Here is a 23930-nt window from a genome sequence, read left to right as displayed (position 1 = left end):
CCCCTCCGATCCCGGTGGGGGCTTTCGCCCGTCAGGAGCCGGCGTCGCGGCGGTGGATCACCGCCAGCCCGGCCATGCGCTCCGACCCGACCAGTTCGCTGACGCTGTCGTACAGCTCCACGCGCCCGATCGCCGACTCGAGGGCGCGGCGGTCCTCCGCCCCGATGTGCGGGCTGTCGAATCGGCCATCGTCCATGAACCCGCGCAGGACATCCAGCGTGGGGCGGTCCTCCGGGCGTTCGATATCCGGCGGCTGCCAGTTCAGATCCTCGATGATGTAGAGCCCACCGGGGCGCAGCCGTCCGAACAGGGCGGCCAGCGTCATCTGCTGGTGGCGCGAGGCGTGGGACCCATCGTCGATGACGATGTCGAACGGGCCGTCCTTCTCGGCAAGGCGCCGCAGCGCGTCGGGGTCGCCCTGATCGACGCGCCGCGTCTCGACCCGCCCGCCGTCGAAGGCCGAGAAATCCTCGATGTCCGCGCCGATGACGGAAGCGTTGGGGAAGTAGCGCTCCCACATGCGCAGGCTCGGCACATCGTCCTGCCGCCAGCCCTCGACCCGGCCGCGGCACAGGCCGATCTCCAGAATGCGCAACGCCTCGAACCGCCGCGGCGCGAACAGCGCGTCGTAGACCCGCGTGTAGTGATGCCCCAGATGCTCGGCGCCCAGGCGGGGACCCTTGTCGGAATGGAAACGGACGGCGAGGGCCGACAGTCCGCCTTCCGGATCGTGCAGGGCGGCCAGCCGGCCCAGCACCGACTCCGCGTCGGCGTCCTCCACCGGCGGACCGCCGGGACCCCACATGCCGTTCCACAAATGCACCCCGGCGACCCGCTCGTCCGACAGCAGCGCCAGCGCCCGTCCGCCGGTCTCGGCCAGCCAGGAATGCTCCGTCCAGTCGACGGCGTTGAAGACCGTGGGCGGCAGCACGCGGTCCAGAAGCTCCCGGCCCGGCCCAGTCAGCAGATAGCGGCTGAGCAGCAGCGGGCCGACCGCTCCGAACCGCCGGTCGCTGCCGCTCGTCAGGATGCGCATCGACTCCTCGTACAGGCGGCGCATATGGACCGACCCCCGCGGCGCGCGGATCGCGTCCCCGACGAGGGCATGGCCGGCGTCCAGCCCGTGCCATTGGGAGCAGAACAGGTGACCGGGACCGAAGCTCAGGGGCTTCAGCAGGACGACGTCGGTGTCCAGCCACCAGCCGCCGAAGGCGTGCAGGGCGGCATAGCGGAAGATGTCGCTGAAATAGCGGACCTCGGCGCTGCGGACGCACAGGTCGTAGACGTGGCGCGGCACCACCGTCCCGGCGTCCTCCACCCGCACGCCGTCCGGCACCCGGCCCAGCAGGGCAGGGTCCCCGTAGCTGAAAAGATGCACCGGGTGCCCTTGCGCCACCATGGAGCGCAGCGCCAGCCGCGCCCCGGCGTTCAGCGGCGCGCCCGACCAGAAGGCGGTGATCCGGTCGCGGGTCTCGGTGTCGTGGTGGCGGACGCGCAGATGCGGATTGAACGCCCGCGCCGCCGCGTTCCGGCGATCGGGAAAGGACGCTTCGGCCAGGAAGGGCATGGCGTCGCCGGTCGCCCGGACCAGAGCGTCCAGATCGTCGTCGCCCCCGGCGGCGGGGCCGTCCGTCAGGCGGCGCATCCGGCGGTGCAGGGCGCCGGCGGCGAAGGGATCGCCCCGCCGGCTCAGCAGGACCGAGAGGGTGGCCAGCGCTTCCGCCGCCGCGGGATCGAGCGCCAGGGCGCGCCGTCCGTCCGCGTCGGCCTTTTCCGTACCGCCGGCTTCCATCCGGCAGACCGCGCGCGCGCTCCAGCCCGCGGAGTCGGTGGGGGCGCGCTCCAGGTGGGTGGTGTAGAGCGCGTCGGCCTCGGCAAGGCGGCCCTGGCGGAAGCGCGTCGCGGCGAGGTTGCACAGCGGCTCGGGCCGGTGCGGCTCCAGCGCCATCGCCCAGCCCAGCCGCCGGGCCGCGTCGTCGGGATCGTCCCCGCTGTCCGGCGCGCGGGCCAGAATGCCGAAAAAGGCCGGCGCCAGCGCCAGAGCACGGCGGCGTGCCGCTTCGGCTCCAGCGGCATTCCCCGACCGCGCGCGGGCGTCCGCGAGGTGATACCAGGACTCCAGCAGAGTCGGATCGGCACGGACCGCGCGCTCCAGGACAGCCGCGGCTTCCGCCGCGTCGCCACCGGCGAGCAGAAGCCGGCCGAGGTTCTTGGCGGCCCGGGCATGGCTGCCCGCAGCGTGGTTGCCCGCAGCGTGGTTGCCAGTGGCGTCCAGGGCGTTCCGGTAGGCATTCAGAGCGTCGCCGCTCCGCCCCAGCCGCTCCAGCAGGATGCCGGCGTTGAGAGATGCGTCGGCCAGGGCAGGGTTCAGCCGTGCCGCCTCCCGGTAGTCGGCGACCGCGCCGTCCAGGTCGCCGGCTTCCTGCCGGGCCATGGCGCGATGCAGATGGACGTCCGGCCCCGGCGCCCGCGCCACCGCCTCGCCGAGCAGGCTTGCGGCCTCGGCGAAGCGCCCGTCCTGCGCGTGCAGGATACCGAGCAGATGCCAGGCGGCGGCCTGATCGGGGTCGGCGTCGAGGATGCGCTGGCACAGAATCTCCGCCTCCATCGGGCGTCCAGCCTGATGATGGTCCAGCGCGATGGTCAGCGCTTCTTGAATGGTTGCCATGATGCCAGTGGTCTTCAACCCCACGGCCTTGTCAACAGAAGAGTGGCGCTGGAAGAGTGGCACCGGCACCCGAGCGCCCGGCAGGGAGGGCGCGGCAAAAGGCGCCAGGGGCCTCCACCCTCATCCAACGTTCCTCGTGCCCGGCGAAGGTTGCGCATGGGTTCGTCGAATCTACTGAGCCAGACCAGAGCGCGGGATCACAGCGCGGGCGGCTTCCGCTAAACCGTGAGACATCACGAGACCTTACCAGACTGCCGCAAGTCATAAACTCTTTAGATTTCCTCCGCATACTCGCCTCGGTAGTGTTCGATAGAATGCGCGCATGCGCGAGTATGTGGAGTGGGGAATGAAGGGAATTGGTGTTGCGGTCGCCACTGTCGTTGCCGTTTTAGTATCCGGGTGCGCCCCGCCAGCCAGCGCTCCTTTCAACACGACCGCTGGCATAGCCTCAACTGAAGTCGCTCGCGTCGAGGTGAAGGACGACTCGTTCGAGAAGCTGGTCAAGTTCCAGGGGCCAAGGTTATCGCTTGGCTATCAGCCCTACGGTATCCTCGTGAACGCCGCGAACCTGCGGAGCTGGGTGGATCGGGCATCAGGATCGGCCAGCCATCAACTCTACGTCGTCGATTATTACGAGGGCAGTGGATGGAAGTTCTGGAGCCGGGTGAACGGGCAAGGCGGGGACCAGCTTGAGTTCGTGAGTATCAACCGAGAGGTTGGCTCATGCGGGCGCTACACTGGCTGTGGGCATTACGAGACATTCGGGGCGACCATTCCCGATAAGGTCCTCCGCGACCACGCCTCCACAGGCTACAGCGTAAAGTTCTTCGCGAAGAACGGTGAGGAGAAGGTGGTCACTATCACGCCCCAGATGATCTCGCTTCAGATCGAGGCCATCGACAAGCGGTTCCCCCCGAAGGTTGAACCGGCCAAGACGGAAAGCGCCCCCGCGGCATCAAAGAAGCCTGCGAAGCGGTAATCGTAGGGTCCGGGGTCAAGCCACTAAGCCCGCGTGGTTGAGGTGAGGGAGGGGTAATCAGTGAAACCAAGCGACATTACGAACTTCTTATCGTCTGTTAATGCAAAATCCGATTGCCCAAGCTGCGGGAGGAATGATTGGATGATACCCGATGATGAGGCCCAGTTTTCATCATCCATCCCTCTCGGGCATGTTGGTGGTAATATTGTAATTGGTGGGCCTTCTGTCCCTGTGATTATAATGATTTGCCTTAATTGTGGCTTCTCAAGGCAGCATGCAAAATTGCTTATTGAGCATTTTATGAAGAAAGGCGGATAAGAAATGGCGGGGTTCAATGTCGCTCCACATCCGGCCCGGACCTTGCTTGTCGAGGAGGTCACACAAGAGGTTATTGCCCGAGGCGGTGGCGGCGGCCATATTGGTGGCATGGACGACGCATGGCGCACCAAAGTTGATGACCGGCTTCTTGGGCTTGAGAAAGGGCTTCTCGAGCTAAAGGGGGATGTATCCGGTTTAAAGATCGCGGCAAGCGTTCTGGCTTCAGCCATAGCCATCGGTGCAGCAGTATTAGGGGCGGTGACCTATTCCACCCAAAGTAAGGTCGATGCGCTCGCTCCGCGCCTCGCTGACGAGTTTCGCGCGATGCGCACGGAACAGGCCGCGACCACAAGCGCCATCGCCAACTCGATTACGGCGACCAAACAGCAGGCGCCACAGGTAATCCTAGTGCCGGCTCCGCAGGTTCAACAGCCGACCCAACCTCAACATTAACCCGCTCCGTCAGCGCCGCGTCACCAGGGCGCCTTCGGGCGCCCTTCGCGTTTCCGGGCCTATTGCATCCATTCGATCTCGAACCAGACCCATCCCTTCATCCCACACTGAGCACGGCGGAGAAGCGGTTCGAGTCGGCGCAGGTTCGCGTCCGTCTCGGCGCTGGCAGCCATGGCAAACGGATCGGTCTTGGTCTTATGCTGACACGCCTCAGAGACAACCGTCAGCACCGCCACCGGACGCACGAGGCTCCGCAGCCGAATCGCGTAGAAGGGCAGAACGGTTCCGATGTTCTTACTATGCTCTCTCGCGAATTTGAGGATGGGGCTGACATAGCCAGCGGTAAAGCAGCGCTCAGGTCGTTCCCGGTCCGAGGCTGATCAGTGGCGAACTGGCCCCGAGTCATGACTGCGCCGGAGGGGATAGCCGTACCTCCCCATGCACCATGCTGATGCAGCCGGTTTGTATGTGCCCGGCGCCGCAGAAGCATATGCGCGCCGCCCTGTAGGCTTAAGCGCGCGGGGCGCGCCTCATGGCTATCGGCGCGGACATGGAAAAGACGAGCTCCGAATGGGCAAGGAACGGCACGGCAAAAGGCGCCGGGCGGCAGGAAATGCCCTCCCGACGCTCTTGTCCGTCTCGTCCCCCGGTCAGGCGACCGTCATCAGAAGGGCATGATGATGTCGAAGAGCTGCTGGCCGTAGCGGGGCTGCTGCACGTCGGTGATCTGGCCGCGTCCGCCGTAGGAAATCCGGGCCTCGGCCACCTTCTCGTAGCTGATGGTGTTCTGCGCGGTGATGTCCTCGGGCCGGATCACGCCGGTGATGATGAGGTCGCGCACCTCGTAGTTCACGCGGACCTCCTGCCGGCCCTGGATCACCATGTTGCCATTGGGCAGGCTCTGGGTGACCAGCGCGGCCACCTTCAGGGTGATCTGCTCCTTGCGGTTGATGGCGCCCTTGCCGGCGTTGGAGGTGGTGCTGGACAGGTCGATCAGGCTGTCGGCGCTCACCCCGTCGGGCAGGGCGCGCTGCAGCGCCTTCCCCTCGAAGCCGAGGAAGCTCGGCATGCCCGCGGTTTCGGAGTTGTCGCGCGTCCGGGTGGTCTGGTTGTTGAGCTGGGCCTGGTCGTTGATCTGGATGTCCACGGTCAGCAGGTCGCCCACCTTGGCCGCGCGCTGGTCCTTGAAGAAGGCCTTGGCGCCGGTCCGCCACAGGGAGTTCGGGTTGCGCTCCGTCGGCAGGGGGGTCGGCATCGGCAGGCTGACGGGCTGGTAGCCGGGCTGGGCCTGCGGGTCCTTGATCTTGGTGAGTTCGGGGGCGGAGCCGATGTCGCCCACCCGCGACATGGCGTTGCAGGCGGGAAGGCCGGCGGCGACGGCGGCGAGCAGCGCGAAGCGGAAGGCCGTGCGGACGGTGTACGTGGCGGCGGGCATCATGTGGGTGGCCATGGAGCTTTCTCCTTACTTCGCGATGAAGCCGGGCTTTGCCACGGCGACGGTGTTGGGGCCGGCGACCGTCGCCTCGACGATGCGGTTCGATTGGGTGTTGACGACGCGGATCACGTCGCCCTTGCCGCCGTCCTGCAGGGCCTTGCCCTGGGCCGACAGGGTCAGGTTCTCGGTGGCCAGCGTGATGGTGACCAGCGAGCCCTTGTCCACGACCCGCGGCGACTGGAGGTCGCGCAGCCGTACGGGCTGGTTCAACGGAACGCCGCGCCGGGGCGTCATGCCGATGAGCTGGGCGTCGGTGGCGGCGACGTCGCTGCCGGTCAGGTCGGCGCGCACGTCCTGCCAATCCACGTCGCCCGGGCCGATCACGTCGCCAGGCGCGATGCGCCGCGCCAGGACCGGCACCTGAACCACGCCGTAGGCGCGGCCCGAGACCGGAAGGCGCACCGTCGGACGGGTGTCGGCGACGACCAGTTCCGCGGCGAAGCGGCCCTGCACCGGGTTGAAGTAGAGGTTCTCCACCGTCAGGCCGCCGGCGCCCGCCGGGGCGCGCAGCTCCGTCGCGCGGTTGTCCAGCTCCATCTGCAGGCGGCCCACGGTGACGTGGCGGGACAGCGCGTCGGACAGGACCGCCTCGACATGGGCCGGGCCGTACACCACCGCCTGGGCGGGCGCCGCGGAAACCGTCGCGTCCGGCCCGTCGTAGGTCTGGGCACCGTAGGTCTGCGCCAGGGCGGAAGACCCGCCGAGGAGGGCGGCGGCGAAAAGGGCGGTGCCGAGGATGCGGAGGGCGGGGCGGGGCATGGCGGGCGTTCCTTCCTGGGATGCGCTTCAGGAGCCTGGATCAGCGGAGCTGCGAGGCCTGCTGCATCATCTCGTCGGTGGTCTTGATGACCTTGGAATTCATCTCGTAGGCGCGCTGGGCGGAGATCAGGGTGGTGATCTCCTGCACGATGTTGACGTTGGAGGTCTCCAGCGCGCCCTGGACCACGCGGCCGAAGCCGGGGGCGCCGGGGTTGCCGCCGACCGCCTCGCCCGACGCGCCGGTCTGCAGGAACAGGTTGTCGCCGACGGCCTCCAGCCCCGCCGCGTTGGCGAAGGTGGAGAGCTGGATCTGGCCGACGTTCTGCTGCGCCACCTGGCCGTCCAGCTTCACCAGCACCTCGCCCGAGGCGTTGATGGCGACGTCCACGGCTTCCGCCGGGATGGTGATCGCCGGCTGCACCGGATAGCCGTCGGCGGTGACGATGATGCCCTCCGGCGACAGCTTGAAATTGCCGGCGCGGGTGTAGGCCGTGTCGCCGCTGGGGAGCTGCACCTGGAAGTAGCCGGAGCCGTTGATGGCGACGTCCAGCTTGTTGTCGGTGACGGTCAGGTTGCCCTGCTCCAGCACGCGGGCGACCGCGGCGACGCGCACGCCGGCACCCACCTGCACGCCGGTCGGCACGATGGTGCCGGCGTCCGACGAGGTGGAGCCGATGCGCCGGAAATTCTGGTAGAGCAGGTCCTGGAACTCGGCCCGCTGCTTCTTGAAGCCGGTCGTCGTGGCGTTGGCGATGTTGTTCGAGATGGTCTCGACGTTCAACTGCTGGGCGATCATGCCGGTGGCGCCGATGGCGAGGCTGCGCATGGTTCCTACTCCTCTTTGCGTTCGGTCAGACCGAGCGGCCCAGTCTCTGGATGGCGCTGCGGATGCGTTCGTGCTCGTTTTCGATCAGCTTCTGGTTGGACTGGTACTGGCGCTGGATCTCGATCAGCGTCGTCATTTCCACCACCGGCTTCACGTTCGAATTCTCTAGCATTCCCTGTGCCACTTTCGTGTCGGCGGGGGCCGGCTGCGGCTCCTCGTCGCTGACGTACAGGCCGGCGCCGACCTCGGTCATCAACTGCTCGTTCCGGAAGGTGACGATGTTCAGCCGCCCCACCGGACCCAACTCGGTCGAGACGGTGCCGTCGCCGGTCACCATGACGTCCTTCGTGCCGTTCGGGAGGGCGAGGGGCTGGCCGTTGTCGCCCAGGACCGGAAGGCCGCCGCCGTCCACGATCTGGCGCTGGTCGTTCATGCGGAAATTGCCGGCGCGGGTGTAGCGGGGGCCGTTCGCCGTATCGACCGTGAAATAGCCGTGGCCGGTCAGCGCCAGATCCAGCGGGTTGCCGGTCTGCGTCAGCCCGCCGGCGGCGAGGTCGCGCACCACGGCGCGGTCCTGCACGAAGCTGACCTGCTCGTGCATGCCCGGACGCTCCAGAAACTCCGTGAACAGCATGCGCTGCTGCTTGAAGCCCGTGGTGTTCATGTTCGCGATGTTGTTCGAAATCACGTCCAACTGGCGGCGCAGGGACATCTGGCGCGACAGGGACACGTAGATCGGATTTTCCATCGGCGGCCTCTTTTCCTCTCGGGCCGGGGGAGCGTTCCGACCGGCGCCCAAGGCTTTGCACGGCGCGTGCCAACGCATGGGGAGGCCCGCAAGTACGGGAACGGCGGCCACCGCTGCCGCCGGGAACGCGGCTGCCGGGCAAGAACTGCCGGTGGGACGGAAAGGGCTGCCGCCCGCCGCCGGGCAAAAACTCTCCGCTCCCGCGCCACGGGACGGCGCGCGGGTCAAGGGGTCCCCATCCGCTCGACACGGAGGGACGGGAAGGGCGGAGAACTGGCGGATGGCGGGAAAAAGGCGAATTGCGGGCGCGGTTCGGGCGTGACCTCCTCGGTTGGAAGGGGGGGCGGACAGGGATCTCCGGCCGAGCCCCACTCAAGAACCGTGCCGATGCGTCCGGTTGCACGTCTGTCACAGGCCGGGCAGTGACCTGAAAGACTTTGTTAACTATCCGAAAGATAGGGTTGCTGGGCTGGTAAGGCCACGCTCCGCCACCGCTCGCGCTTAGGATTCCATGACCGCGCACGCTGAAGACGACGTTCCGACCGACGGCCTGCCGCGCAAGAAATTCAGCGGCAAGAAGCTGGTCCTGTTCGTCATCCTCCCATTGGTGCTGCTGATCGGCGCCGGGGCGGGCGTGTACTTCAGCGGCCTTCTGGATTCGCTGCTGGGCAAGAAGGAGGAGCATGCGGAAGTGCCGGCGGAACCGCCGCAGCCCGACCCGCACGCGGCACCGGTCTTCTACGACCTGCCGGACATGCTGGTGAACCTGAACAGCAGCGGCAAGCGCCCGGCCTTCCTGAAGATCAAGATCTCGATCCAGCTTGCGAAGGGCGAGGACATACCGGCGATCGAGCATGTGCTGCCGCGCATCATCGACAACTTCCAGGTCTATCTGCGCGAACTGCGGCTGGAGGATCTGAAGGGGTCGGCGGGCATGTACCGCCTGCGCCAGGAACTGCTGATGCGGATCACCGCGTCCGCCCACCCGGTGAAGGTGAAGGACGTGCTGTTCAAGGAAATGCTGGTCCAGTAGGGGCGGCGGAAACGGGCCATGAGCAACACCGAGGAACTGAGCGAAGAGGAACGCCTCGCCGCCGAATGGGCAGCCCTCGCCGAAGACGGCGGCGATATGGGCGACATGGCGGACATGGGCGGCGGCGGTTCGACCCGCGTCCTGAACCAGGACGAGATCGACAGCCTGCTCGGTTTCGACCAGGGCGGCGCTGGGGACGGCGACAACTCCGGCATCATGGCGCTCGTCAACTCGGCGCTGGTCAACTACGAACGCCTCCCCATGCTGGAGGTGGTCTTCGACCGCCTCGTCCGCATGATGTCCACGTCTTTGCGCAATTTCACCTCCGACAACGTCGAGGTCAGCCTCGACCAGATTTCGTCGGTGCGTTTCGGCGACTATCTGAACTCCATCCCGCTGCCCGCGATGCTGTCCGTCTTCAAGGCGGAGGAGTGGGACAACTACGGCCTCATGGTCGTGGACTCGGCGCTGATCTACTCCATCGTGGACGTGCTGCTGGGCGGGCGGCGCGGCACGGCGGCGATGCGCATCGAGGGGCGCCCCTACACGACCATCGAGCGCAACCTCGTGGAGCGCATGGTCCATGTGGTGCTGTCCGACCTGTCCGCCGCCTTCGACCCGCTGTCGCCCGTCACCTTCCGCTTCGACCGGCTGGAGACCAACCCGCGCTTCGCCACCATCGCGCGCCCCGCCAACGCGGCGGTGCTGGTCAAGCTGCGCATCGACATGGAGGATCGCGGCGGCCGCCTGGAGCTGATGATCCCCTACGCCACGCTGGAGCCGGTGCGCGAGCTTCTGCTCCAGATGTTCATGGGCGAGAAGTTCGGCCGCGACTCGATCTGGGAAACCCACCTCGCCTCGGAACTGCTGGTCACCGATGTGGACATCTCCGCGGTGCTGGACGAGGTGACGATGACCCTGCACGACGTGCTGAACTGGCGCGTCGGCACACGAATTCTTCTGAACGCCACGCCGGACGGCGCCATCGAGCTGCGCTGCGGCGACGTCTCCATGTTCCAAGGCCGCATGGGCCGCAAGGGTGGGCACATCGCCGTGCGGATCGAGCGGGAGCTGCCCAAGCAGGAGGTCATGCGGCTATGAGCCCGACCCTCACGCTCATCCTCGATCTGGTGATGGTGGGGCTTTTGGCCGCGACCATCGCCTACGCGATCATCCTCAACAAGCAGATCATCAAGCTGCGGGAAAGCCGCGGCGAGATGGCCGAGCTGGTCCGTGGCCTGAACGAGGCGATGTCCCGTGCCGAAACCGGCGTGCGCAGCCTGAAGAAGACGGCGCACGAGACCGGCGACGACCTTCAGCGCACGGTCGCCAAGGCGCAGACCCTGCGCGACGAGCTGGAGTTCATGATCGAGGCCGCCGACGCCATGGCGAACCGTCTGGGCAACGTCGGCGGGGAGCGTCCGAAGCAGGCCCCCGCCGCGCGGCCGGCGCCGCGTCCCGGCCTGTCCGCCCGGCCCATCATGGCGCCGCGCCCGATCGTCGAGGACGATCACGGTCATGACGATGACCACGACGATCACGACCACGACGACCAGGACGATCACGACGACCTGCCGCCGCTGCGCTCCGCCGCCTTCCGGAACGAGCCGTTGCGGGCCGATCCGCTGCGCGCCGAACCGTTGGCGCGCCGTCCGGCGCCGGCGCCCGATCCCATCCTGCGCGAGGGCGAAAGCCTGTCCCGCGCCGAACGTGAACTTCTGCAAGCCATCGAGAACGCCGGCAAGGGGGTCGGATGAGCGACGCCACCACCACCAAGGGCGCCTCCGCCGCAACCGGCGGGGAACCCAAGATCGTGATCCGTCCGGCGGGGGCCACCCCGACCGGCGTCCGCACCAGCCAGAGCGTCGCCGGCCAGCCGCAGGGTCAGGGTGCGGTGAAGCCGAAGCTCAAGGCCAAGGTGAAGGCCAAGGCCAAGCGCAAGCCCGCAACCCCGCGCCGCCCGCTGTCGGAGCGGATGCGCGAGCGGCTGAAGGCGTGGCGGTTCCGCATCCTGCCGCTGACCATCTTCGTCGCCGTGCTGATGCTGGGGGTGCGCGTCGGCGACCTGTGGCGGATCACCACGCGCGACGCCCGCCTGCCGGAATTCCCGGCGACCCTGGCGCAGGGGCAAAGCGCCGTTCCGGCCCCGCCCATGCAGCTTGCCGCCAACGGCGCCAAGCCCTCGCCCGAACCGGCGCCGGCCCAGGGGGGCGCCAGCAACGGCGCGCCGCCCAACCCGACCCCGCCGGACAACGCGGCGCTCGGCCCCGTGAAGAACGAGGAGCTGCTTCAGCATTTCGCCGACCGCCGCGCCGAGATCGAGCGCCGCACCAAGGAGCTGGAGCAGCGCGAGGCCCTGCTGACCGCCGCCGAGAAGCGCATCGACCAGAAGGTGCAGGAGATGGACAAGGTCCGCACCGACATCCAGAAGCTGATGCGCCAGGGCGACGAGAAGCAGGCGGCGCAGCTCGAAAGCCTCGTGAAGATCTACGAGACGATGAAGCCCAAGGAAGCCGCCCGCATCTTCGAGGAGCTGGACATGTCCGTCCTGCTGGGGGTGGTGGAACGGATGAAGGAAACCAAGACGGCACCGATCCTGGCGGCCATGGACCCGCTGAAGGCCAAGGAACTCACCTCGGCGCTCATCGAACGGCGCGGGGTCCCGGCGGCTCCGAGGAACTGATTACGCCCTTTGGCTGCGGCGCCGGCGGGCAGGGTATGACCGTGCGGATGGTCATACCGCACGCTGCCGGGCGTCTATCGAATATACGTACACATACTGTGAGGACGGTATAAGCCGCGGAACGGGCGGCTCCGCTTCATGTTGGCTCCGGCGTGTTCGGGCAACGCAAAATTGCCCGAAAAAAAGAAGGAAGGAGACAAGATGAACGACAAGAATCAGGGCCGTAGCTCTGGCGGTCAGGCGTCCGGCGGCAACTTCAAGAACGATCCGGAGCGCGCGTCGGAAGCCGGCCACAAGGGCGGTCAGGCGTCCGGCGGCAACTTCAAGAACGATCCGGAACGCGCCTCGGAGGCTGGCCACAAGGGCGGCCAGGTGTCCGGCGGCAACTTCAAGAACGATCCGGAGCGCGCGTCGGAAGCCGGCCATAAGGGCGGTCAGCAGTCCGGCGGCAATTTCAAGAACGATCCGGAACGAGCAGCGGAAGCGGGCCGCAAGGGCGGCGAGCACAGCCATGGCGGTGGGCGGAGCAGCGGGAGCTGACCAGCCGAACCATGCCGCCGGCATGATGGACCACCGTCACGGTGACGCCGTGCAACGGTGAAGAAGGGCCGCCGTCATGGCGGCCCTTTGTCCGTTCCGCAGATCCCTCCTGAAACGAATTGCCGCATCATTCGGCAAATTTCGACACTGGCGAGCGCAGGTGAAAGCTGCCGCTTTCTTTCCGGTCGCGCTGTATCGTTCCGTCTTTGCGTTGCGACATCTCAGCCGCTTAACGGCGTGTTAACCGACCGAAACTAGGCTTGATGAGGCTGACGAGGCTCCGAGTCGGCGGCGGCCGTGCGAGGGCGCGATTCTGGGGCATCCCAGCATCGGGCGTCCGCGTCCGGGCCGGTCGACGCACCCGATCGCACGCAGGCCGGACAAGACCACGGAACGCTCACATCGGAACGCACATGGCCCCGCCCGTTTCCTCCTCGCTCGCCGAACAGAAGCTCCTGCGCCAGCAGCTCGACACCGCCCACGCCGAAGCGGCCCAGCCGCTGAGCCGCGAGGAGGTGACGGACATCGTCCGCTCCATCCTCGGCAGCATGGACGGCGACATTTCCGCCACCGACCTGCGCCTCTACAAGGAGGTGGTGGACCTCGCCCGCTTCATCGAAGGCGCCAAGCAGGAACTGGCGGCGCTCCAGCCCGCGGAGATCCGCGACCAGCACATTCCCAACGCCACGGATGAGCTGGACGCCGTCGTGGGGGCCACGGAACAGGCCACCTTCGCCATCTTCGACGCCTGCGACGTCATCACCGGCATCGCCGGCCGGATCGACCCGGAGAATTCGGCGAAGCTGACCGAGCAGGTCACCAAGATCTTCGAGGCCTGCAATTTCCAGGACATCACCGGCCAGCGCATCTCCAAGGTCGTGCGCACGCTGAAGCACATCGAATCGAAGGTGGACATGATCGTCGCGGCCTTCGGCGACGAGGTGCGGCAGAACCACACACGGCCCGCCGCTGCCGCCGCAGCCACGGCCCACGCCGATCCGGCGCTGAACTTCGCGACCGACCGGCCGGCGGACGATCCGGAAGCCGGGCTGCTCCACGGCCCCCAGATGACCAGCGCCGCCATGGACCAGGACGAGATCGACCGCCTGCTGGCGAGCTTCGATTAATCCCATGGCTGCGCCCGGCCACAGGAAGCCGGACCTGTCGGGCAGCCGGCCGAACCCGAACAACGGAAGCATCGTGCTTCTGCTGTCGCTGTTTCTGCTGCTGCTCGTCTTCTTCATCGTTCTGAACGCCCAATCGGTGCAGACCGCCCAGCGGGTGCGCACGGTTCTGGTGTCGCTGGAGCGCAGCTTCCCCGCCTTCTTCATCGATCCCCGCCTGCGCGAACCGGCCGACCCGCTGGCCTCGCGCGCCGGCACCGTCTTCGCCGTGCAGCGGCTGAACGGGCTGGGCAACCTGTTCGCCACCGCCATCGCCGTGGCGAAGGTGGACAGCGTCACGCCGGGCCGCCTGCTGGAGGTGCGCCTTCCCGCCGACGAGCTGTTCCTGCCGGGCACCGCCGACCTGCGCCCGGACCGGATGGGGCTGATCGACCGGGTGGCCGACGCCTTGCTGGAGAACCGGCCCGGCGAGCGGATCGAGCTGGACGCGCTCCTGTCCATTGGCCCGGCGGGCGGTCCGGCGGGCGGCCCCAGCCAGCCGCCCGGCCCCGTGGTGCGGGCCGGCGCGCTGGCCCGGCTGCTGATCGCCGACGGCGCGCCGTCCGACGCCGTGACGGTGGGCATCGAGCGCGGCGCGCCGGGCGCGGTGCGCCTGCTGTTCAGCCTGCGCGCCGACGATCCGCCGCCGGGGGGAGGGCGCCGATGATCCGCCTGCCCAAGCTTCCCAAGGCCGAGGACGTGAGCGGCGGCCACAACCGGACGATCTGGCTCATCAGCTTCACCGATCTGATGTCGCTGCTGCTGGCCTTCTTCGTGCTGATGTATTCGATGAGCGAGCCGGAGGCGCAGCGTTGGACCGGGCTGGTGAAGTCCCTGTCCTCCGCGCGGTCCACGGCGACCTCCCCGTCGGCGGAGTCGCCCGAGCCGAAGGCCGCCTTCAACGCCGCCACGATCGAGTCGCAATCGGCGATCAATCTGGACTATCTCGGCGCCCTGCTGCGCACCCAGACCGCCGCCAACGAGGATCTGGCCGCGGTGGAAGTGCGGCGGGAGGACGACCGGGTGGTCATCGGCCTGCCGGCCCATGTGATGTTCGACCCGACCGGGGGAAGCTTCACCGACCAGGGGCGGCGCGTGCTGTATCTGCTGGGCGCCGCGGTGGGGCGGATCGGCAACCGGATCGAGGTCGTCGGCCATGCCGAGCGGGAAGACCAATCCGCGGGGTTGGGTTGGGAACGCGCCCTCACGCGTGCGGTTGCCGTTGCGGCGCTGCTGCGCGAAACCGGCTACAAGCGCGACCTCGTGGCGCGCAGCGTGATGAGCGAGCCGGCGGGCATCGACCCGGTGCCGGGCGGCGCGCGGGTGGATGTGGTGGTCCGCGAGGAAACGGCCGGGCTGCCCGTGTCGGGGTCGGCGGCGGCCGAAACGGAAGCGGAGGAATGACGCGGATGGGGCGGGGCAGGGCATACCGGCGGTGGCTGTGCGGCATGGTGGCCGCCACGGCCCTGCTCGTCGCCATGCCGGCCCTGCTTGTCGCCGTGCCGGCGTGGGCCGTCGACGTCCCGGTGCGCGCCGCCACCCACAAGACCTTCGGGCGCATGGTTTTCGACTGGCCGCGCCAGACCGGCTACAGCGCGTCGGTGGAGGGCAACACGCTGGTCGTCCGCTTCGACGAGCCGATCAACGCCGCTCTGGACCGGACGGTGTCGGCGCTGCCCGATTATCTGTCCGGGGTGAGGATCGGGGGCGATGGCAAGACCGTGACCTTCGACCTGAAGCGTCCGGTGACCTTGAAGAGCTTCCGCAACGGCAACGCCGTGGCGCTGGACCTGACCCCCGCCGCCGACCCTCCGGCAGCCCGCGGCGCCAAGGTGGAGACTTCAGCCCCTGCCGCCGCTGCCCCTGCCGCTGCCGCCGCGCGTTCCGCGGGGCGGGTGACGGTCAGCGCCGACGACACGCCGCAGCAGAGCCGCCTGTCCTTCACCTGGCCGGAGGGAGTCGATTACACGCTGCGCCGCGACGGCGCGTCGGCCACGCTTCTGTTCGACCGCAACGGCACCGCCGATCTGGCGCCGGCGGCCAAGGCGAATCTGCGCAACATCCAGAATGTGGAGCAGTTCCGGCAGGCCAACGGCGCTCTGGCCGTCACCTTCGCCGTGCCGCAGGACGCGGAGGTGAAGGACGGGAAGTCGGGCCGTTCCGTGGTGATCGAGGTGCTGAATCCCGGCACGCGCGCCGGTCTTCCGGTGAACGCGGCGGCCAGCGATCCGGCGGCGTCCCCGCCGCCCGGCGCCACGACGACCACGGTGCGTCCGCAGCCCGCCCCGCCTGCACCCGCCGCCGCGGCCCCTGCTCCAACCGCCGCCAAGCCGGCCCCGGCCCCTCCTCCGCCGAAGGAGGCCGTTGCCGCCGCCACGCCCGCGAAGCCGGAGGCTGTGAAGGTTGATCCCGCCAAGCTCGACCCTGCCAAGCCGGACCCCGCGAAGGCCGAACCGCAGGGGCCGACACTGGTCTTCGATGCGGGCGGCCCGGCGTCCATCGCCGTCTATCCGCGCGCCGGCCATCTCTACATCGTGTTCGACAAGCCTCTGCCCATCGGCGCCGGAAAAGCCATCGGCGGCGGGGCCGCGACGGTCGGCGCGATCGAGCCGGTGCCGGCCACCGGGGGAAGCGCCTTCCGCACCAGGATCGGGCCGCTGGTCTGGCCAAAGATCGAACGGCAGGGAACGAACTGGCGGATCACGCCGACCAGCCGCCTGAGCGGCACGCCGCCCTTCGAATTGAAGATCGACCCGGAACCCGACTTTCTTCTGGGGGCGCGGCTCGTCGTGCGGGCTGCGGACGCGGCGACCGTGGTGACGCTCTCGGACCCCGACGTCGGCGACCGTCTCCAGATCGTCCCGCTGCCGGTTCCCGGAAACGCCATCCCCGAGTCGCACCGCTACGCCGATCTGGAACTGCTGCCCAGCTACCAGGGCATCGTCGTGCGGCCCATCGCCGATGCCGTCACCGTCCGCCCGGTGAAGGAAGGGGTGGAGCTGACCGCCGCGGGCGGCCTGCACCTGTCGCCCATGGCCGACGCGGGCAACCGCCCGGCGGCTCAGGCCCAGACGGCCGCGCTGCCGCCGAAGCCCGCCCCCGGCGGCGCCTCCAACACGCTGACGCCCCCCACCGACCCGAAGCCGGTGCCCGCCGGGCGGCGCTTGTTCGACCTGCCCGCCTGGAAGAAGGGCGACCTCGACCACTACACCGAGGCGCGGCAGAACCTTCAGCTCGGCGTCGTCAACGCGCCGGATTCCGAGCGTCCCCGCGCCCAGCTCGACCTCGCCCGCTTCTATTTGGCGAACGGCTTCGGGCAGGAGGCCATCGGCATGATGGAGGTGTTGCAGGAAAGCCAGCCCGACCTGGAAGGCTGGCCGGAGTTCCGCGCCCTGCGCGGGGCCGCGCGCTTCCTGGCCGGCAATCTCGACGCGGCGGCGGAGGACTTCGCCCATCCGAACCTCGCCAACAATGGGGAGGCCGCGCTGTGGCGCGCCGCCATCGCGGCGGACCGCAACGACTGGCCGGCGGCCCAGACCGGGTTCAAGGCGGCGGCGCCGATCCTGAACTCCTACCCCGACCCGATCCTGACCAAGCTGGCGACCCGCGCCGCCGAGGCCGCGCTGCGAACCGGCGACGCGCCCTTCGCCAAGCGGCTACTGGACCGCATCGCCGAACGCGGCGGCACGGATGCGGAGGAGCGGCCCGACGTCCAGTATCTCCGCGGCCTCTACTACGCCCAGGCCAACGAGCCGGAGCGGGCGCTGGAGCAGTTGAACGCCGCCTACAACAGCCTCGACCGCTATTACCGGGCCAAGGCCGGGCTGGCTCTGGTGAACCTGCAACTGGCGGAGGGCCGCATGTCGCCGCCCGCGGCGGCGGAGCAGCTCGCCGGACTGACCTTCACCTGGCGCGGCGACGAGCTGGAGATGCAGATCCGCCAGCGCATGGGCGAGGTGCTGATCGCCGCCGGACAGTATGCCGACGGCTTCAACGCCATGAAGGACACCGCGGCCCTGGTCGCCGAGACGCCGCGGGCGGAGGAGATCACCCGCGAGATGTCGCGCATCTTCGCCGACCTCTACAAGGACGGGGCGCAGAAGCTGCCGACCATCGACGCGCTCCAGCTCTACGACCAGTTCCGCGAACTGACCCCGGTCGGAGAGGCGGGCGACGAGGTGATCCGGCAGCTCGCTGAAAGGCTGATCTCCGTGGACCTGCTGAACCGCGCCTCCGACCTGTTGCAGCATCAGGTGGAATACCGCCTGTCCGGCGAGGACAAGGCGCGCGTCGGCACCCGGCTCGCGTCCGTCCGCCTGCTCGACAACAAGCCGGAGGAGGCTCTGCGCGCGCTGGAACTGTCGAACGTGCCGAACCTCCCGGCGGACCTCGTCGGCGAGCGCCGGCTGATGCAGGCCAAGGCGCTGGCCGAGATGGGCCGCGGGGACGAGGCGCTTCTGCTGCTGTCCGAGGACGACGGCAAGCCGGCCAACTCGCTGCGGGTGGACATCGCGTGGCGGGCGCAGAAATGGGAGGCCGCGGCCTTCGCGCTGAACAAGCTGATCGGTCCGCCGCCGCCACCGGCCCAGCCGATCACCCCGGCGACCTCGCAACTCGTGCTGAACCGCGCCGTGGCGCTGGCGCTGGCCGGGGACGGGACGAACCTGAACCTGCTGCGCAAGGAGTTCGGCTCGGCCATGACCAACGGCCCCGACGCCGACGCCTTCCGCGTGCTGACCCGTCCCGAGCAGGCGCTGGGCCTGATCGACGTCAACACCGTCCGCTCCCGCGTCGCGGAGGTGGACGTGTTCCAGAAGTTCCTGAAGAACTACCGTGGGAAGCAGAGCGCGGCGATCAATTAGCGCCGCCTCCGGAATCGACCGGCGCGCGAGGACGTGGTAGGGTTTTGCATCGGAATGCATGCGCTTGCAGGGGAATCGATGGATCGCGAATCGGAAATCCTGTCGAAGCTCGACCAGTTGATCGACATGCAGCACGCGACCCAAGGCGACATCCGCGAGCTGAAGGGGCAGATGTCCATCATGCTGATGTGGCTGCAGTCCATGGATCAGCGTTTCTCCGCTCTCATGGCCCCGGTCAACCCGCCGCGCAAGCCCGCGGCCTGATCTTCTTTTCATGAAAAAGCCCCTTTCCATCGGAAAGGGGCTTTTTCGTTGCCATGACGGTCGGGCTCAGAGCTGAACCTGGGTGCCCAGCTCGACCACGCGGTTTGGCGGGATCTTGAAGAAGTCGGTGGCGCTGACCGCGGTGCGGGACATCACGACGAACAGCTTCTCCCGCCACTGGGCCATCTGCGGGTTGATGCGGGGGATCAGCGTCTCCCGGCCCAGGAAGAAGGAGGTCGTCATCACGTCGAACTCCAACCCGAACGCCTTGCACAGCCGCAGCGCCTTGGGGATGTTCGGCTCCTGCGAGAAGCCATAGCGGACCGTCAGGCGGTAGAAACCGTCGGCCAGCCCTTCCAGGACGACGCGCTCCTTGGCGGGAACGCGGGGCACGTCCTCGACGACGACGGTCAGGAAGACGATGCGCTCGTGCATCACCTGATTGTGCTTCAGGTTGTGCAGCAGGGCGATGGGCACCGTGTCGGCGCTGGATGTGAGGAAGATCGCCGTGCCCTTCACCCGCTGGATCTCGGAGGATTTGGCGTGCCGCTTGACGAAGCCGTCCAACGGCAGGGAGTCCTCGGCCAGACGGCGGTTCAGAACGGCCCGGCCTCGGCGCCAGGTGGACATCAGCCCCAGCGTCACCGCGGCGATCACCAGCGGCACCCAGCCGCCGTGCGGGATCTTCACCGCGTTGGCGAGGAACAGCGCCAGATCGACGCTGAGGAACAGCGCGCCCACCGCCAGACAGAGCGGCACGCTCCAGCTCCAGCGGCGGTGCGCCACGACCAGCGCCAGGATGGTGGTGATGACCATGTCGCCGGTCACCGCGATGCCGTAGGCGGTCGCCAGACGGCTGGAGGATTCGAACCAGACGACCAGACCGATGACCGCGAACAGCAGGCCCCAGTTGGCGCGCGGGATGTAGATCTGCCCGCCTTCCTCCTGCGAGGTGTGGCGGATGTCCAGCCGCGGGCACAGTCCGAGCTGCACCGCCTGCCGCGTCAGGGAGAAGACGCCGGAAATCACCGCCTGGCTGGCGATCACCGCCGCGCAGGTGGAGAGCAGGACCATGGGGTAGAGGCCCCAATCCGGCACCAGAAGATAGAAGGGGCTGCGAACCGCCGTGGGATCGCTCAGCAGCAGCGCGCACTGGCCGAGATAGTTCAGCAGCAGCGCCGGCAGGACCACCGTCAGCCACGCCACCTTGATGGGGCGCCGGCCGAAATGCCCCATGTCGGCGTACAGCGCCTCGCCCCCGGTGACGGCCAGGACGACGGCGCCCAGCACCAGGAAGCCGATCCAGCCGTTCGATGCGAAGAAATGCACGGCGTGGCGCGGGTCGAGCGCCGCCAGGATCTGCGGCTCCTTCACCAGCTCGATCAGGCCCAGCAGGCCCAGCGTGGCGAACCACGCGACCATGATCGGACCGAACAGCCGCCCGACCTTCTCGGTGCCGCGGCTCTGGATCGCGAAGAGGGCGATGAGGATGCCGACGGTCACCGGCACGACGACCCGCTCCAGCGCGGGCTGCGCCACCTCCAGCCCTTCCACGGCGGAGAGGACGGAGATGGCTGGGGTGATCATGCCGTCGCCGTAGAACAGGGCGGCGCCGAACAGGCCCATCGCCATCAGGCCGGACAGCCGCCCGGTGGAGTCGGGCCGGCTGTTGGTCGCCAGCGCGAGCAGGGCCAGGATGCCGCCTTCGCCCTTGTTGTCCGCCCGCATGACGAACAGCACGTACTTCACCGTGACCACCAGCACCAGCGCCCAGAAGACCATGGACATGATGCCGAGGATGTTCGCCGGCGTCAGGGCGAGCCCATGCTCCGGCGAGAAGCATTCGCGCAGCGTGTAGAGCGGGCTGGTGCCGATGTCGCCGTAAACGACGCCAAGCGCACCGAGGGTGAGCGCGGCCAGCCTGCCCTTGTCGGGTGCCGCGGCTTTCAGGGTCGTGTCTGACATGTGGGACGTGACGGGGGTCCGTTGGGAGTCCGAGCGGGGGACGAGAAAGCCACAAGCTGCGGGTGTGGCGCCGGTCGGCGGCGCTCGCGCGGGCCGATCCTCTTACGCTCTTCCCTGACCCGATACTAGCGGAACCCGATGCGCGCGTCCGCAGGCCCCTGCACCTGCGACGATCTGTGCCGCCGACCGGTGCCAACCCACGGAAAGCGCGCGAAGAAAGGCCTACAACGTGCCGAAGCTGCGGGCCAGCGAACCGGCGATCAGGTACCAGCCGTCCACCAGAACGAAGAAGATGATCTTGAACGGAATCGCCACCATGGTCGGCGGCAGCATCATCATGCCCATGGACATCAGGATCGACGACACCACCATGTCGATGATCAGGAAAGGCAGGAACAGCAGGAACCCGATCTCGAAGGCCCGCTTGATCTCGGAGATCATGAAGGCCGGAACCAGGACGTGCAGCGGGGTCTGCTCCGGGTCGGCGACGTTCTCGATGCGCGCCATGTCCATGAACAGGCGCAGGTCCTTTTCGCCGGTGTGCTTCAGCATGAACTCGCGCAGGGGCGCAACCGTGCGGCGGAACGCCTCCGTCTCGTCGATGTCCTGGTTGATCAGCGGCTGGATGCCCTGGTTGTAGGACCGCTCGAACACCGGCGCCATGACGAAGAAGGTCAGGAAGACCGCCAGCGACATCAGCACCGTGTTCGGCGGCACCTGCTGGATGCCCAGAGCCGACCGGAGGAAGGACAGAACGATCACGATGCGCGTGAAGGCCGTCATCATGATGAGGATCGATGGCGCCAGCGACAGCACCGTGATGAGCGCGACCATCTGCACGATGCGCCCGGTGGTCGAACCCCCGGCGTCGCCCAGGTCGAAGGTCATGCTCTGCGCCAGCGCCGGTCCGGCGGCCAACCCTCCGGCGACCCCGATCGACAGGGCCAGAAGGCCGGCCAGCGCGAGGCGCTTCCCCGCGCTCCCTTTCCCTGAATTCATGGCCGCTCTCCCGGAGACGGCTCCGCCGGGCGGGGCGCCAAGGGGGAGTTCGGCGGGGCGGAAGCCTCGGCCAGCGCGCCCTGGAAGCCGCCGCGCGGTGCCTGATCGACCACCTGGTCGCCGAAGGCGCTCAGCAGCAGAAGATGCTCGCGGTCGTCGCGGCGGACCAGCACCAGCCGGCGCTTGCCGTCGAGCGGAAGCACTTCGACGACCCCCAGCCGGCGCTGGCGGCCCGCCGTGGCGGTCATGCCGCCGAAACCGATGCGGCGCATCACCCAGGCCACCAGCACGATCAGCGCGATGACGAACAGAAGGGCGAGAACGAATTGGATGTACTGGTCGAGGCCCATGAATCAGGTCTGCTCTGTCAGGTCGGCTTTGTCGGCGGGCCGGGCGGCGGGCCGGGCAGCGGGTCTTGCGGAAGGCCGCCGCGCCCATAGGCGGCGCTGGCGCGCCGGCGCGCGGTGTGGGGATCGTGCCGCCCTTCGGCGGCGGCGGCCAGCGTCTCGTTCTGGCGGGTCAGCGCCGCGGCGACGGCGTCCAGCGCGGGCAGCAGCCTTTCCAGGTCGGCGGACAGGTCCGCGTCGCCGCGGGCGGCCTCCGCCTCGGCGCACAAGGCTGCCACGCGGGTGTCGAGCCCGGTCAGGTCCGCCGTCAGGCCGGCCTCCACCTGGGCGCGGGTCTCCTCCAGCGCGGCGGCCAGCGCCTGGATGTCCCGGCGGAGTGCGGAGGCGCCGGTCACGGAGCCCCTCCGGAGTCGGGTTCGCTTGCGGATGGCGGCAGCGTTCCGTTGGCGCGGTAGACGTAGGCGAGGATCTCGGCCACGGCGGCGATGGCTTCGATGGGGATTTCGGTGTCGATGTCCACCGCCGACAGGATCTGGACGAGGTCCGCGTCCTCGCGCACCTTCACGCCGTTGGCGAAGGCCAGCTCAAGAATCTGTTCGGCCACATGGCCCTTGCCGGTGGCGACCACGCGGGGCAGGGACTGGCCGCCCAACTCATACTTCAACGCGACCGCGACGGGCCGGTTGGGAAGAGGGCGATGATTCGGAGACGGCTCGGACAAGGGGCTCCTGCCGGATGGCCTGTACAGATGGGCGTATCCTGGCGGAACATGCTTAACGAAGCGTGAAGTCCATCGTCGACGCCGGGTGCCGAAGCGAAGGCGCGGGGCGGATTCACCTTTGATTAACTGAAACGGCGGAAGATTGGGACGCTGTGATGCATCCCGCCCGCTTCGACGCGCCCTCTCGCGCGTCCGGACGGCAGGCCACCAGACCGGAACCCGGCCATGAATCTCGAAAATCTCGGCCTTTTCAAACTGATGTCGCGCAAGATGGGCTGGCTGACCGAACGCCAGAACGTCGTCGCGCAGAACATCGCGAACGCCGACACGCCGGATTACAAGGGCCGGGACATGAAGCCCTTCACCTTCCGCGACGCCTTGTCCGACAGCCGCCGCCTTCAGCCCACCGCGACCGCCGCCTCCCACCTTCCGGGAACGCGCGGGGCCGGCGGGCTGAACCAGGAGCAGCGCCAGCGCAACCCCTACGAGACGGCGCCGGACGGCAACAACGTGGTCCTTGAAGAGCAGATGCTGAAGCAGGGGCAGATCGGCATGGACTATCAGACGATCACGAACCTCTACAAGAAGCAGGTCAACCTGATCCGCACCGCGATCCGCAGCGGCGGCGGCTGAGGAGCGGCCGCCGGAAGGCGGCGGGGCGGGGAAGGCGCGGTTCGGAGCGAAGGAGGCGGGGCATGGATCTCTACAAGTCGATGGCGGTGTCCGCGTCCGGCATGAAGGCGCAGGGAACCCGCCTGAAGACCATCGCGGAAAATCTGGCGAACGCGAACACCACGGCGGAAACGCCGGGCGATCTGCCCTATCGGCGCAAGGTCGTGATGTTCCAGAACACGCTGGACCGGCAGATGGGCGTCGATCTCGTCCGCGTCGCCAAGGTCGATGTGGACAAGAAGGATTTCGAGCGGCGCTACGACCCCTCGCACCCGTCCGCCGACGCCGACGGCTATGTGCTGCTTCCCAACGTCAACTCGGTGGTCGAGGCGATGGACATGCGCGAGGCGCAACGCTCCTACGAGGCCAACCTCTCGGCGGTGGACAGCGCGCGCCAGATGCTGATGCGCACCATCGACATCCTTCGCACCTGAC

24 protein-coding genes are annotated in these 23930 nt (G+C 68.2%); 14 read left to right on the top strand and 10 right to left on the bottom strand.

Annotated features, from left to right (window positions below; genetic code table 11):
- Window positions 1–31 precede the first annotated feature (31 nt).
- Window positions 32–2668: a tetratricopeptide repeat protein gene (locus DS843_RS04325; RefSeq protein ID WP_149467659.1), complete on the bottom strand. Its 2637-nt coding sequence runs from the start codon at window positions 2666–2668 to the stop codon at window positions 32–34.
- A gap of 322 nt (window positions 2669–2990) precedes the next feature.
- Here DS843_RS04325 and DS843_RS04320 point away from each other — a divergent pair, with 322 nt between their 5' ends.
- Window positions 2991–3647, top strand: coding sequence for a hypothetical protein (locus DS843_RS04320; protein WP_149467658.1), 657 nt, complete (start codon window positions 2991–2993; stop codon window positions 3645–3647).
- 321 nt (window positions 3648–3968) lie between these two features.
- Window positions 3969–4418: a hypothetical protein gene (locus DS843_RS04315; protein WP_149467657.1), complete on the top strand. Its 450-nt coding sequence runs from the start codon at window positions 3969–3971 to the stop codon at window positions 4416–4418.
- Between the two features lie 664 nt (window positions 4419–5082).
- Here the strand turns inward: DS843_RS04315 and flgH are convergent.
- Genes flgH through flgF form a run of 4 tightly spaced genes read right to left on the bottom strand, consistent with a single transcriptional unit; the run spans window position 5083 to window position 8246 of the window.
- Complete coding sequence (gene flgH / locus DS843_RS04310) at window positions 5083–5868, bottom strand: flagellar basal body L-ring protein FlgH (protein ID WP_286191925.1); 786 nt, start codon at window positions 5866–5868, stop codon at window positions 5083–5085.
- 12 nt (window positions 5869–5880) lie between these two features.
- Window positions 5881–6672 (bottom strand): flagellar basal body P-ring formation chaperone FlgA, encoded by a 792-nt coding sequence (gene flgA, locus DS843_RS04305; protein ID WP_149467656.1) that lies wholly within the window; start codon window positions 6670–6672, stop codon window positions 5881–5883.
- A gap of 40 nt (window positions 6673–6712) precedes the next feature.
- Complete coding sequence (gene flgG, locus DS843_RS04300; protein ID WP_149467655.1) at window positions 6713–7498, bottom strand: flagellar basal-body rod protein FlgG; 786 nt, start codon at window positions 7496–7498, stop codon at window positions 6713–6715.
- Window positions 7499–7523: 25 nt separating this feature from the next.
- The gene (gene flgF, locus DS843_RS04295; protein ID WP_149467654.1) at window positions 7524–8246 is read right to left on the bottom strand and encodes a flagellar basal-body rod protein FlgF; all 723 of its coding nucleotides are present in this window, start codon (window positions 8244–8246) and stop codon (window positions 7524–7526) included.
- A 511-nt stretch (window positions 8247–8757) separates the two neighbouring features.
- On the opposite strand from flgF, the gene DS843_RS04290 reads away from it, so the two are divergent.
- From DS843_RS04290 to DS843_RS04245, 10 genes are all read left to right on the top strand, one after another.
- Window positions 8758–9279, top strand: a complete 522-nt coding sequence (locus DS843_RS04290; protein WP_149467653.1) for a flagellar basal body-associated FliL family protein — start codon at window positions 8758–8760, stop codon at window positions 9277–9279.
- 18 nt (window positions 9280–9297) lie between these two features.
- Window positions 9298–10380, top strand: a complete 1083-nt coding sequence (gene fliM / locus DS843_RS04285) for a flagellar motor switch protein FliM (protein WP_149467652.1) — start codon at window positions 9298–9300, stop codon at window positions 10378–10380.
- Entirely contained in the window at window positions 10377–11036 is a 660-nt protein-coding gene (locus tag DS843_RS04280; protein ID WP_149467651.1) for a DUF6468 domain-containing protein, read from the top strand. Before fliM ends, DS843_RS04280 begins: the two co-directional genes overlap by 4 nt.
- Window positions 11033–11962, top strand: a complete 930-nt coding sequence (locus tag DS843_RS04275) for a MotE family protein (RefSeq protein ID WP_149467650.1) — start codon at window positions 11033–11035, stop codon at window positions 11960–11962. Before DS843_RS04280 ends, DS843_RS04275 begins: the two co-directional genes overlap by 4 nt.
- Window positions 11963–12163: 201 nt before the next feature.
- The gene (locus DS843_RS32015) at window positions 12164–12502 is read left to right on the top strand and encodes a con-10 family general stress protein (RefSeq protein ID WP_149467649.1); all 339 of its coding nucleotides are present in this window, start codon (window positions 12164–12166) and stop codon (window positions 12500–12502) included.
- 413 nt (window positions 12503–12915) lie between these two features.
- Window positions 12916–13629 (top strand): protein phosphatase CheZ, encoded by a 714-nt coding sequence (locus DS843_RS04265; RefSeq protein ID WP_149467648.1) that lies wholly within the window; start codon window positions 12916–12918, stop codon window positions 13627–13629.
- A 4-nt stretch (window positions 13630–13633) separates the two neighbouring features.
- On the top strand, window positions 13634–14332 hold the full coding sequence (locus DS843_RS04260) for a hypothetical protein (protein ID WP_286191924.1): 699 nt from the start codon (window positions 13634–13636) through the stop codon (window positions 14330–14332).
- Window positions 14329–15069 (top strand): flagellar motor protein MotB, encoded by a 741-nt coding sequence (locus tag DS843_RS04255; RefSeq protein WP_149467647.1) that lies wholly within the window; start codon window positions 14329–14331, stop codon window positions 15067–15069. The genes DS843_RS04260 and DS843_RS04255 overlap by 4 nt, the downstream gene beginning before the upstream one ends.
- Window positions 15070–15113: 44 nt before the next feature.
- Window positions 15114–18527, top strand: coding sequence for a tetratricopeptide repeat protein (locus tag DS843_RS04250; RefSeq protein ID WP_286191923.1), 3414 nt, complete (start codon window positions 15114–15116; stop codon window positions 18525–18527).
- Between the two features lie 78 nt (window positions 18528–18605).
- A complete protein-coding gene (locus DS843_RS04245) occupies window positions 18606–18791 on the top strand; it encodes a hypothetical protein (RefSeq protein WP_145688619.1) in 186 nt (61 codons plus the stop codon).
- A gap of 66 nt (window positions 18792–18857) precedes the next feature.
- On the opposite strand, the gene DS843_RS04240 is transcribed toward DS843_RS04245, so the two are convergent.
- The 5 genes from DS843_RS04240 to DS843_RS04220 all read right to left on the bottom strand — a co-directional run bounded on the left by DS843_RS04240 (window position 18858) and on the right by DS843_RS04220 (window position 22823).
- A complete protein-coding gene (locus DS843_RS04240; protein WP_149467646.1) occupies window positions 18858–20756 on the bottom strand; it encodes a potassium transporter Kup in 1899 nt (632 codons plus the stop codon).
- A gap of 222 nt (window positions 20757–20978) precedes the next feature.
- Window positions 20979–21755 (bottom strand): flagellar type III secretion system pore protein FliP, encoded by a 777-nt coding sequence (fliP, locus tag DS843_RS04235; protein WP_167525193.1) that lies wholly within the window; start codon window positions 21753–21755, stop codon window positions 20979–20981.
- Window positions 21752–22105, bottom strand: coding sequence for a FliO/MopB family protein (locus DS843_RS04230; protein WP_149467645.1), 354 nt, complete (start codon window positions 22103–22105; stop codon window positions 21752–21754). Before DS843_RS04230 ends, fliP begins: the two co-directional genes overlap by 4 nt.
- 17 nt (window positions 22106–22122) lie before the next feature.
- Complete coding sequence (locus DS843_RS04225; protein WP_149467644.1) at window positions 22123–22497, bottom strand: hypothetical protein; 375 nt, start codon at window positions 22495–22497, stop codon at window positions 22123–22125.
- The gene (locus tag DS843_RS04220; RefSeq protein ID WP_149467643.1) at window positions 22494–22823 is read right to left on the bottom strand and encodes an EscU/YscU/HrcU family type III secretion system export apparatus switch protein; all 330 of its coding nucleotides are present in this window, start codon (window positions 22821–22823) and stop codon (window positions 22494–22496) included. Before DS843_RS04220 ends, DS843_RS04225 begins: the two co-directional genes overlap by 4 nt.
- Window positions 22824–23048: 225 nt before the next feature.
- Here DS843_RS04220 and flgB point away from each other — a divergent pair, with 225 nt between their 5' ends.
- The gene (flgB, locus tag DS843_RS04215) at window positions 23049–23456 is read left to right on the top strand and encodes a flagellar basal body rod protein FlgB (protein WP_149467642.1); all 408 of its coding nucleotides are present in this window, start codon (window positions 23049–23051) and stop codon (window positions 23454–23456) included.
- 62 nt (window positions 23457–23518) lie between these two features.
- Complete coding sequence (gene flgC / locus DS843_RS04210) at window positions 23519–23929, top strand: flagellar basal body rod protein FlgC (protein WP_149467641.1); 411 nt, start codon at window positions 23519–23521, stop codon at window positions 23927–23929.
- The last annotated feature ends 1 nt before the right edge of the window (window position 23930 follow it).

Origin of the sequence: Roseomonas genomospecies 6 (assembly GCF_008365375.1) — a bacterium.
Classification (GTDB): domain Bacteria; phylum Pseudomonadota; class Alphaproteobacteria; order Azospirillales; family Azospirillaceae; genus Azospirillum.
Note: the sequence above shows the minus strand (reverse complement) of the source record. Positions and strands in the feature narration are given on the sequence as shown.

What these genes read in the sequence shown, in the direction of transcription:
- DS843_RS04325 (WP_149467659.1), bottom strand. Translation starts at nt 2,668, where the DNA reads ATGGCAACCATTCAAGAAGCGCTGACCATCGCGCTGGACCATCATCAG.
- DS843_RS04320 (WP_149467658.1), top strand. Translation starts at nt 2,991, where the DNA reads ATGCGCGAGTATGTGGAGTGGGGAATGAAGGGAATTGGTGTTGCGGTC.
- DS843_RS04315 (WP_149467657.1), top strand. Translation starts at nt 3,969, where the DNA reads ATGGCGGGGTTCAATGTCGCTCCACATCCGGCCCGGACCTTGCTTGTC.
- flgH (WP_286191925.1), bottom strand. Translation starts at nt 5,868, where the DNA reads ATGGCCACCCACATGATGCCCGCCGCCACGTACACCGTCCGCACGGCC.
- flgA (WP_149467656.1), bottom strand. Translation starts at nt 6,672, where the DNA reads ATGCCCCGCCCCGCCCTCCGCATCCTCGGCACCGCCCTTTTCGCCGCC.
- flgG (WP_149467655.1), bottom strand. Translation starts at nt 7,498, where the DNA reads ATGCGCAGCCTCGCCATCGGCGCCACCGGCATGATCGCCCAGCAGTTG.
- flgF (WP_149467654.1), bottom strand. Translation starts at nt 8,246, where the DNA reads ATGGAAAATCCGATCTACGTGTCCCTGTCGCGCCAGATGTCCCTGCGC.
- DS843_RS04290 (WP_149467653.1), top strand. Translation starts at nt 8,758, where the DNA reads ATGACCGCGCACGCTGAAGACGACGTTCCGACCGACGGCCTGCCGCGC.
- fliM (WP_149467652.1), top strand. Translation starts at nt 9,298, where the DNA reads ATGAGCAACACCGAGGAACTGAGCGAAGAGGAACGCCTCGCCGCCGAA.
- DS843_RS04280 (WP_149467651.1), top strand. Translation starts at nt 10,377, where the DNA reads ATGAGCCCGACCCTCACGCTCATCCTCGATCTGGTGATGGTGGGGCTT.
- DS843_RS04275 (WP_149467650.1), top strand. Translation starts at nt 11,033, where the DNA reads ATGAGCGACGCCACCACCACCAAGGGCGCCTCCGCCGCAACCGGCGGG.
- DS843_RS32015 (WP_149467649.1), top strand. Translation starts at nt 12,164, where the DNA reads ATGAACGACAAGAATCAGGGCCGTAGCTCTGGCGGTCAGGCGTCCGGC.
- DS843_RS04265 (WP_149467648.1), top strand. Translation starts at nt 12,916, where the DNA reads ATGGCCCCGCCCGTTTCCTCCTCGCTCGCCGAACAGAAGCTCCTGCGC.
- DS843_RS04260 (WP_286191924.1), top strand. Translation starts at nt 13,634, where the DNA reads ATGGCTGCGCCCGGCCACAGGAAGCCGGACCTGTCGGGCAGCCGGCCG.
- DS843_RS04255 (WP_149467647.1), top strand. Translation starts at nt 14,329, where the DNA reads ATGATCCGCCTGCCCAAGCTTCCCAAGGCCGAGGACGTGAGCGGCGGC.
- DS843_RS04250 (WP_286191923.1), top strand. Translation starts at nt 15,114, where the DNA reads ATGGTGGCCGCCACGGCCCTGCTCGTCGCCATGCCGGCCCTGCTTGTC.
- DS843_RS04245 (WP_145688619.1), top strand. Translation starts at nt 18,606, where the DNA reads ATGGATCGCGAATCGGAAATCCTGTCGAAGCTCGACCAGTTGATCGAC.
- DS843_RS04240 (WP_149467646.1), bottom strand. Translation starts at nt 20,756, where the DNA reads ATGTCAGACACGACCCTGAAAGCCGCGGCACCCGACAAGGGCAGGCTG.
- fliP (WP_167525193.1), bottom strand. Translation starts at nt 21,755, where the DNA reads ATGAATTCAGGGAAAGGGAGCGCGGGGAAGCGCCTCGCGCTGGCCGGC.
- DS843_RS04230 (WP_149467645.1), bottom strand. Translation starts at nt 22,105, where the DNA reads ATGGGCCTCGACCAGTACATCCAATTCGTTCTCGCCCTTCTGTTCGTC.
- flgB (WP_149467642.1), top strand. Translation starts at nt 23,049, where the DNA reads ATGAATCTCGAAAATCTCGGCCTTTTCAAACTGATGTCGCGCAAGATG.
- flgC (WP_149467641.1), top strand. Translation starts at nt 23,519, where the DNA reads ATGGATCTCTACAAGTCGATGGCGGTGTCCGCGTCCGGCATGAAGGCG.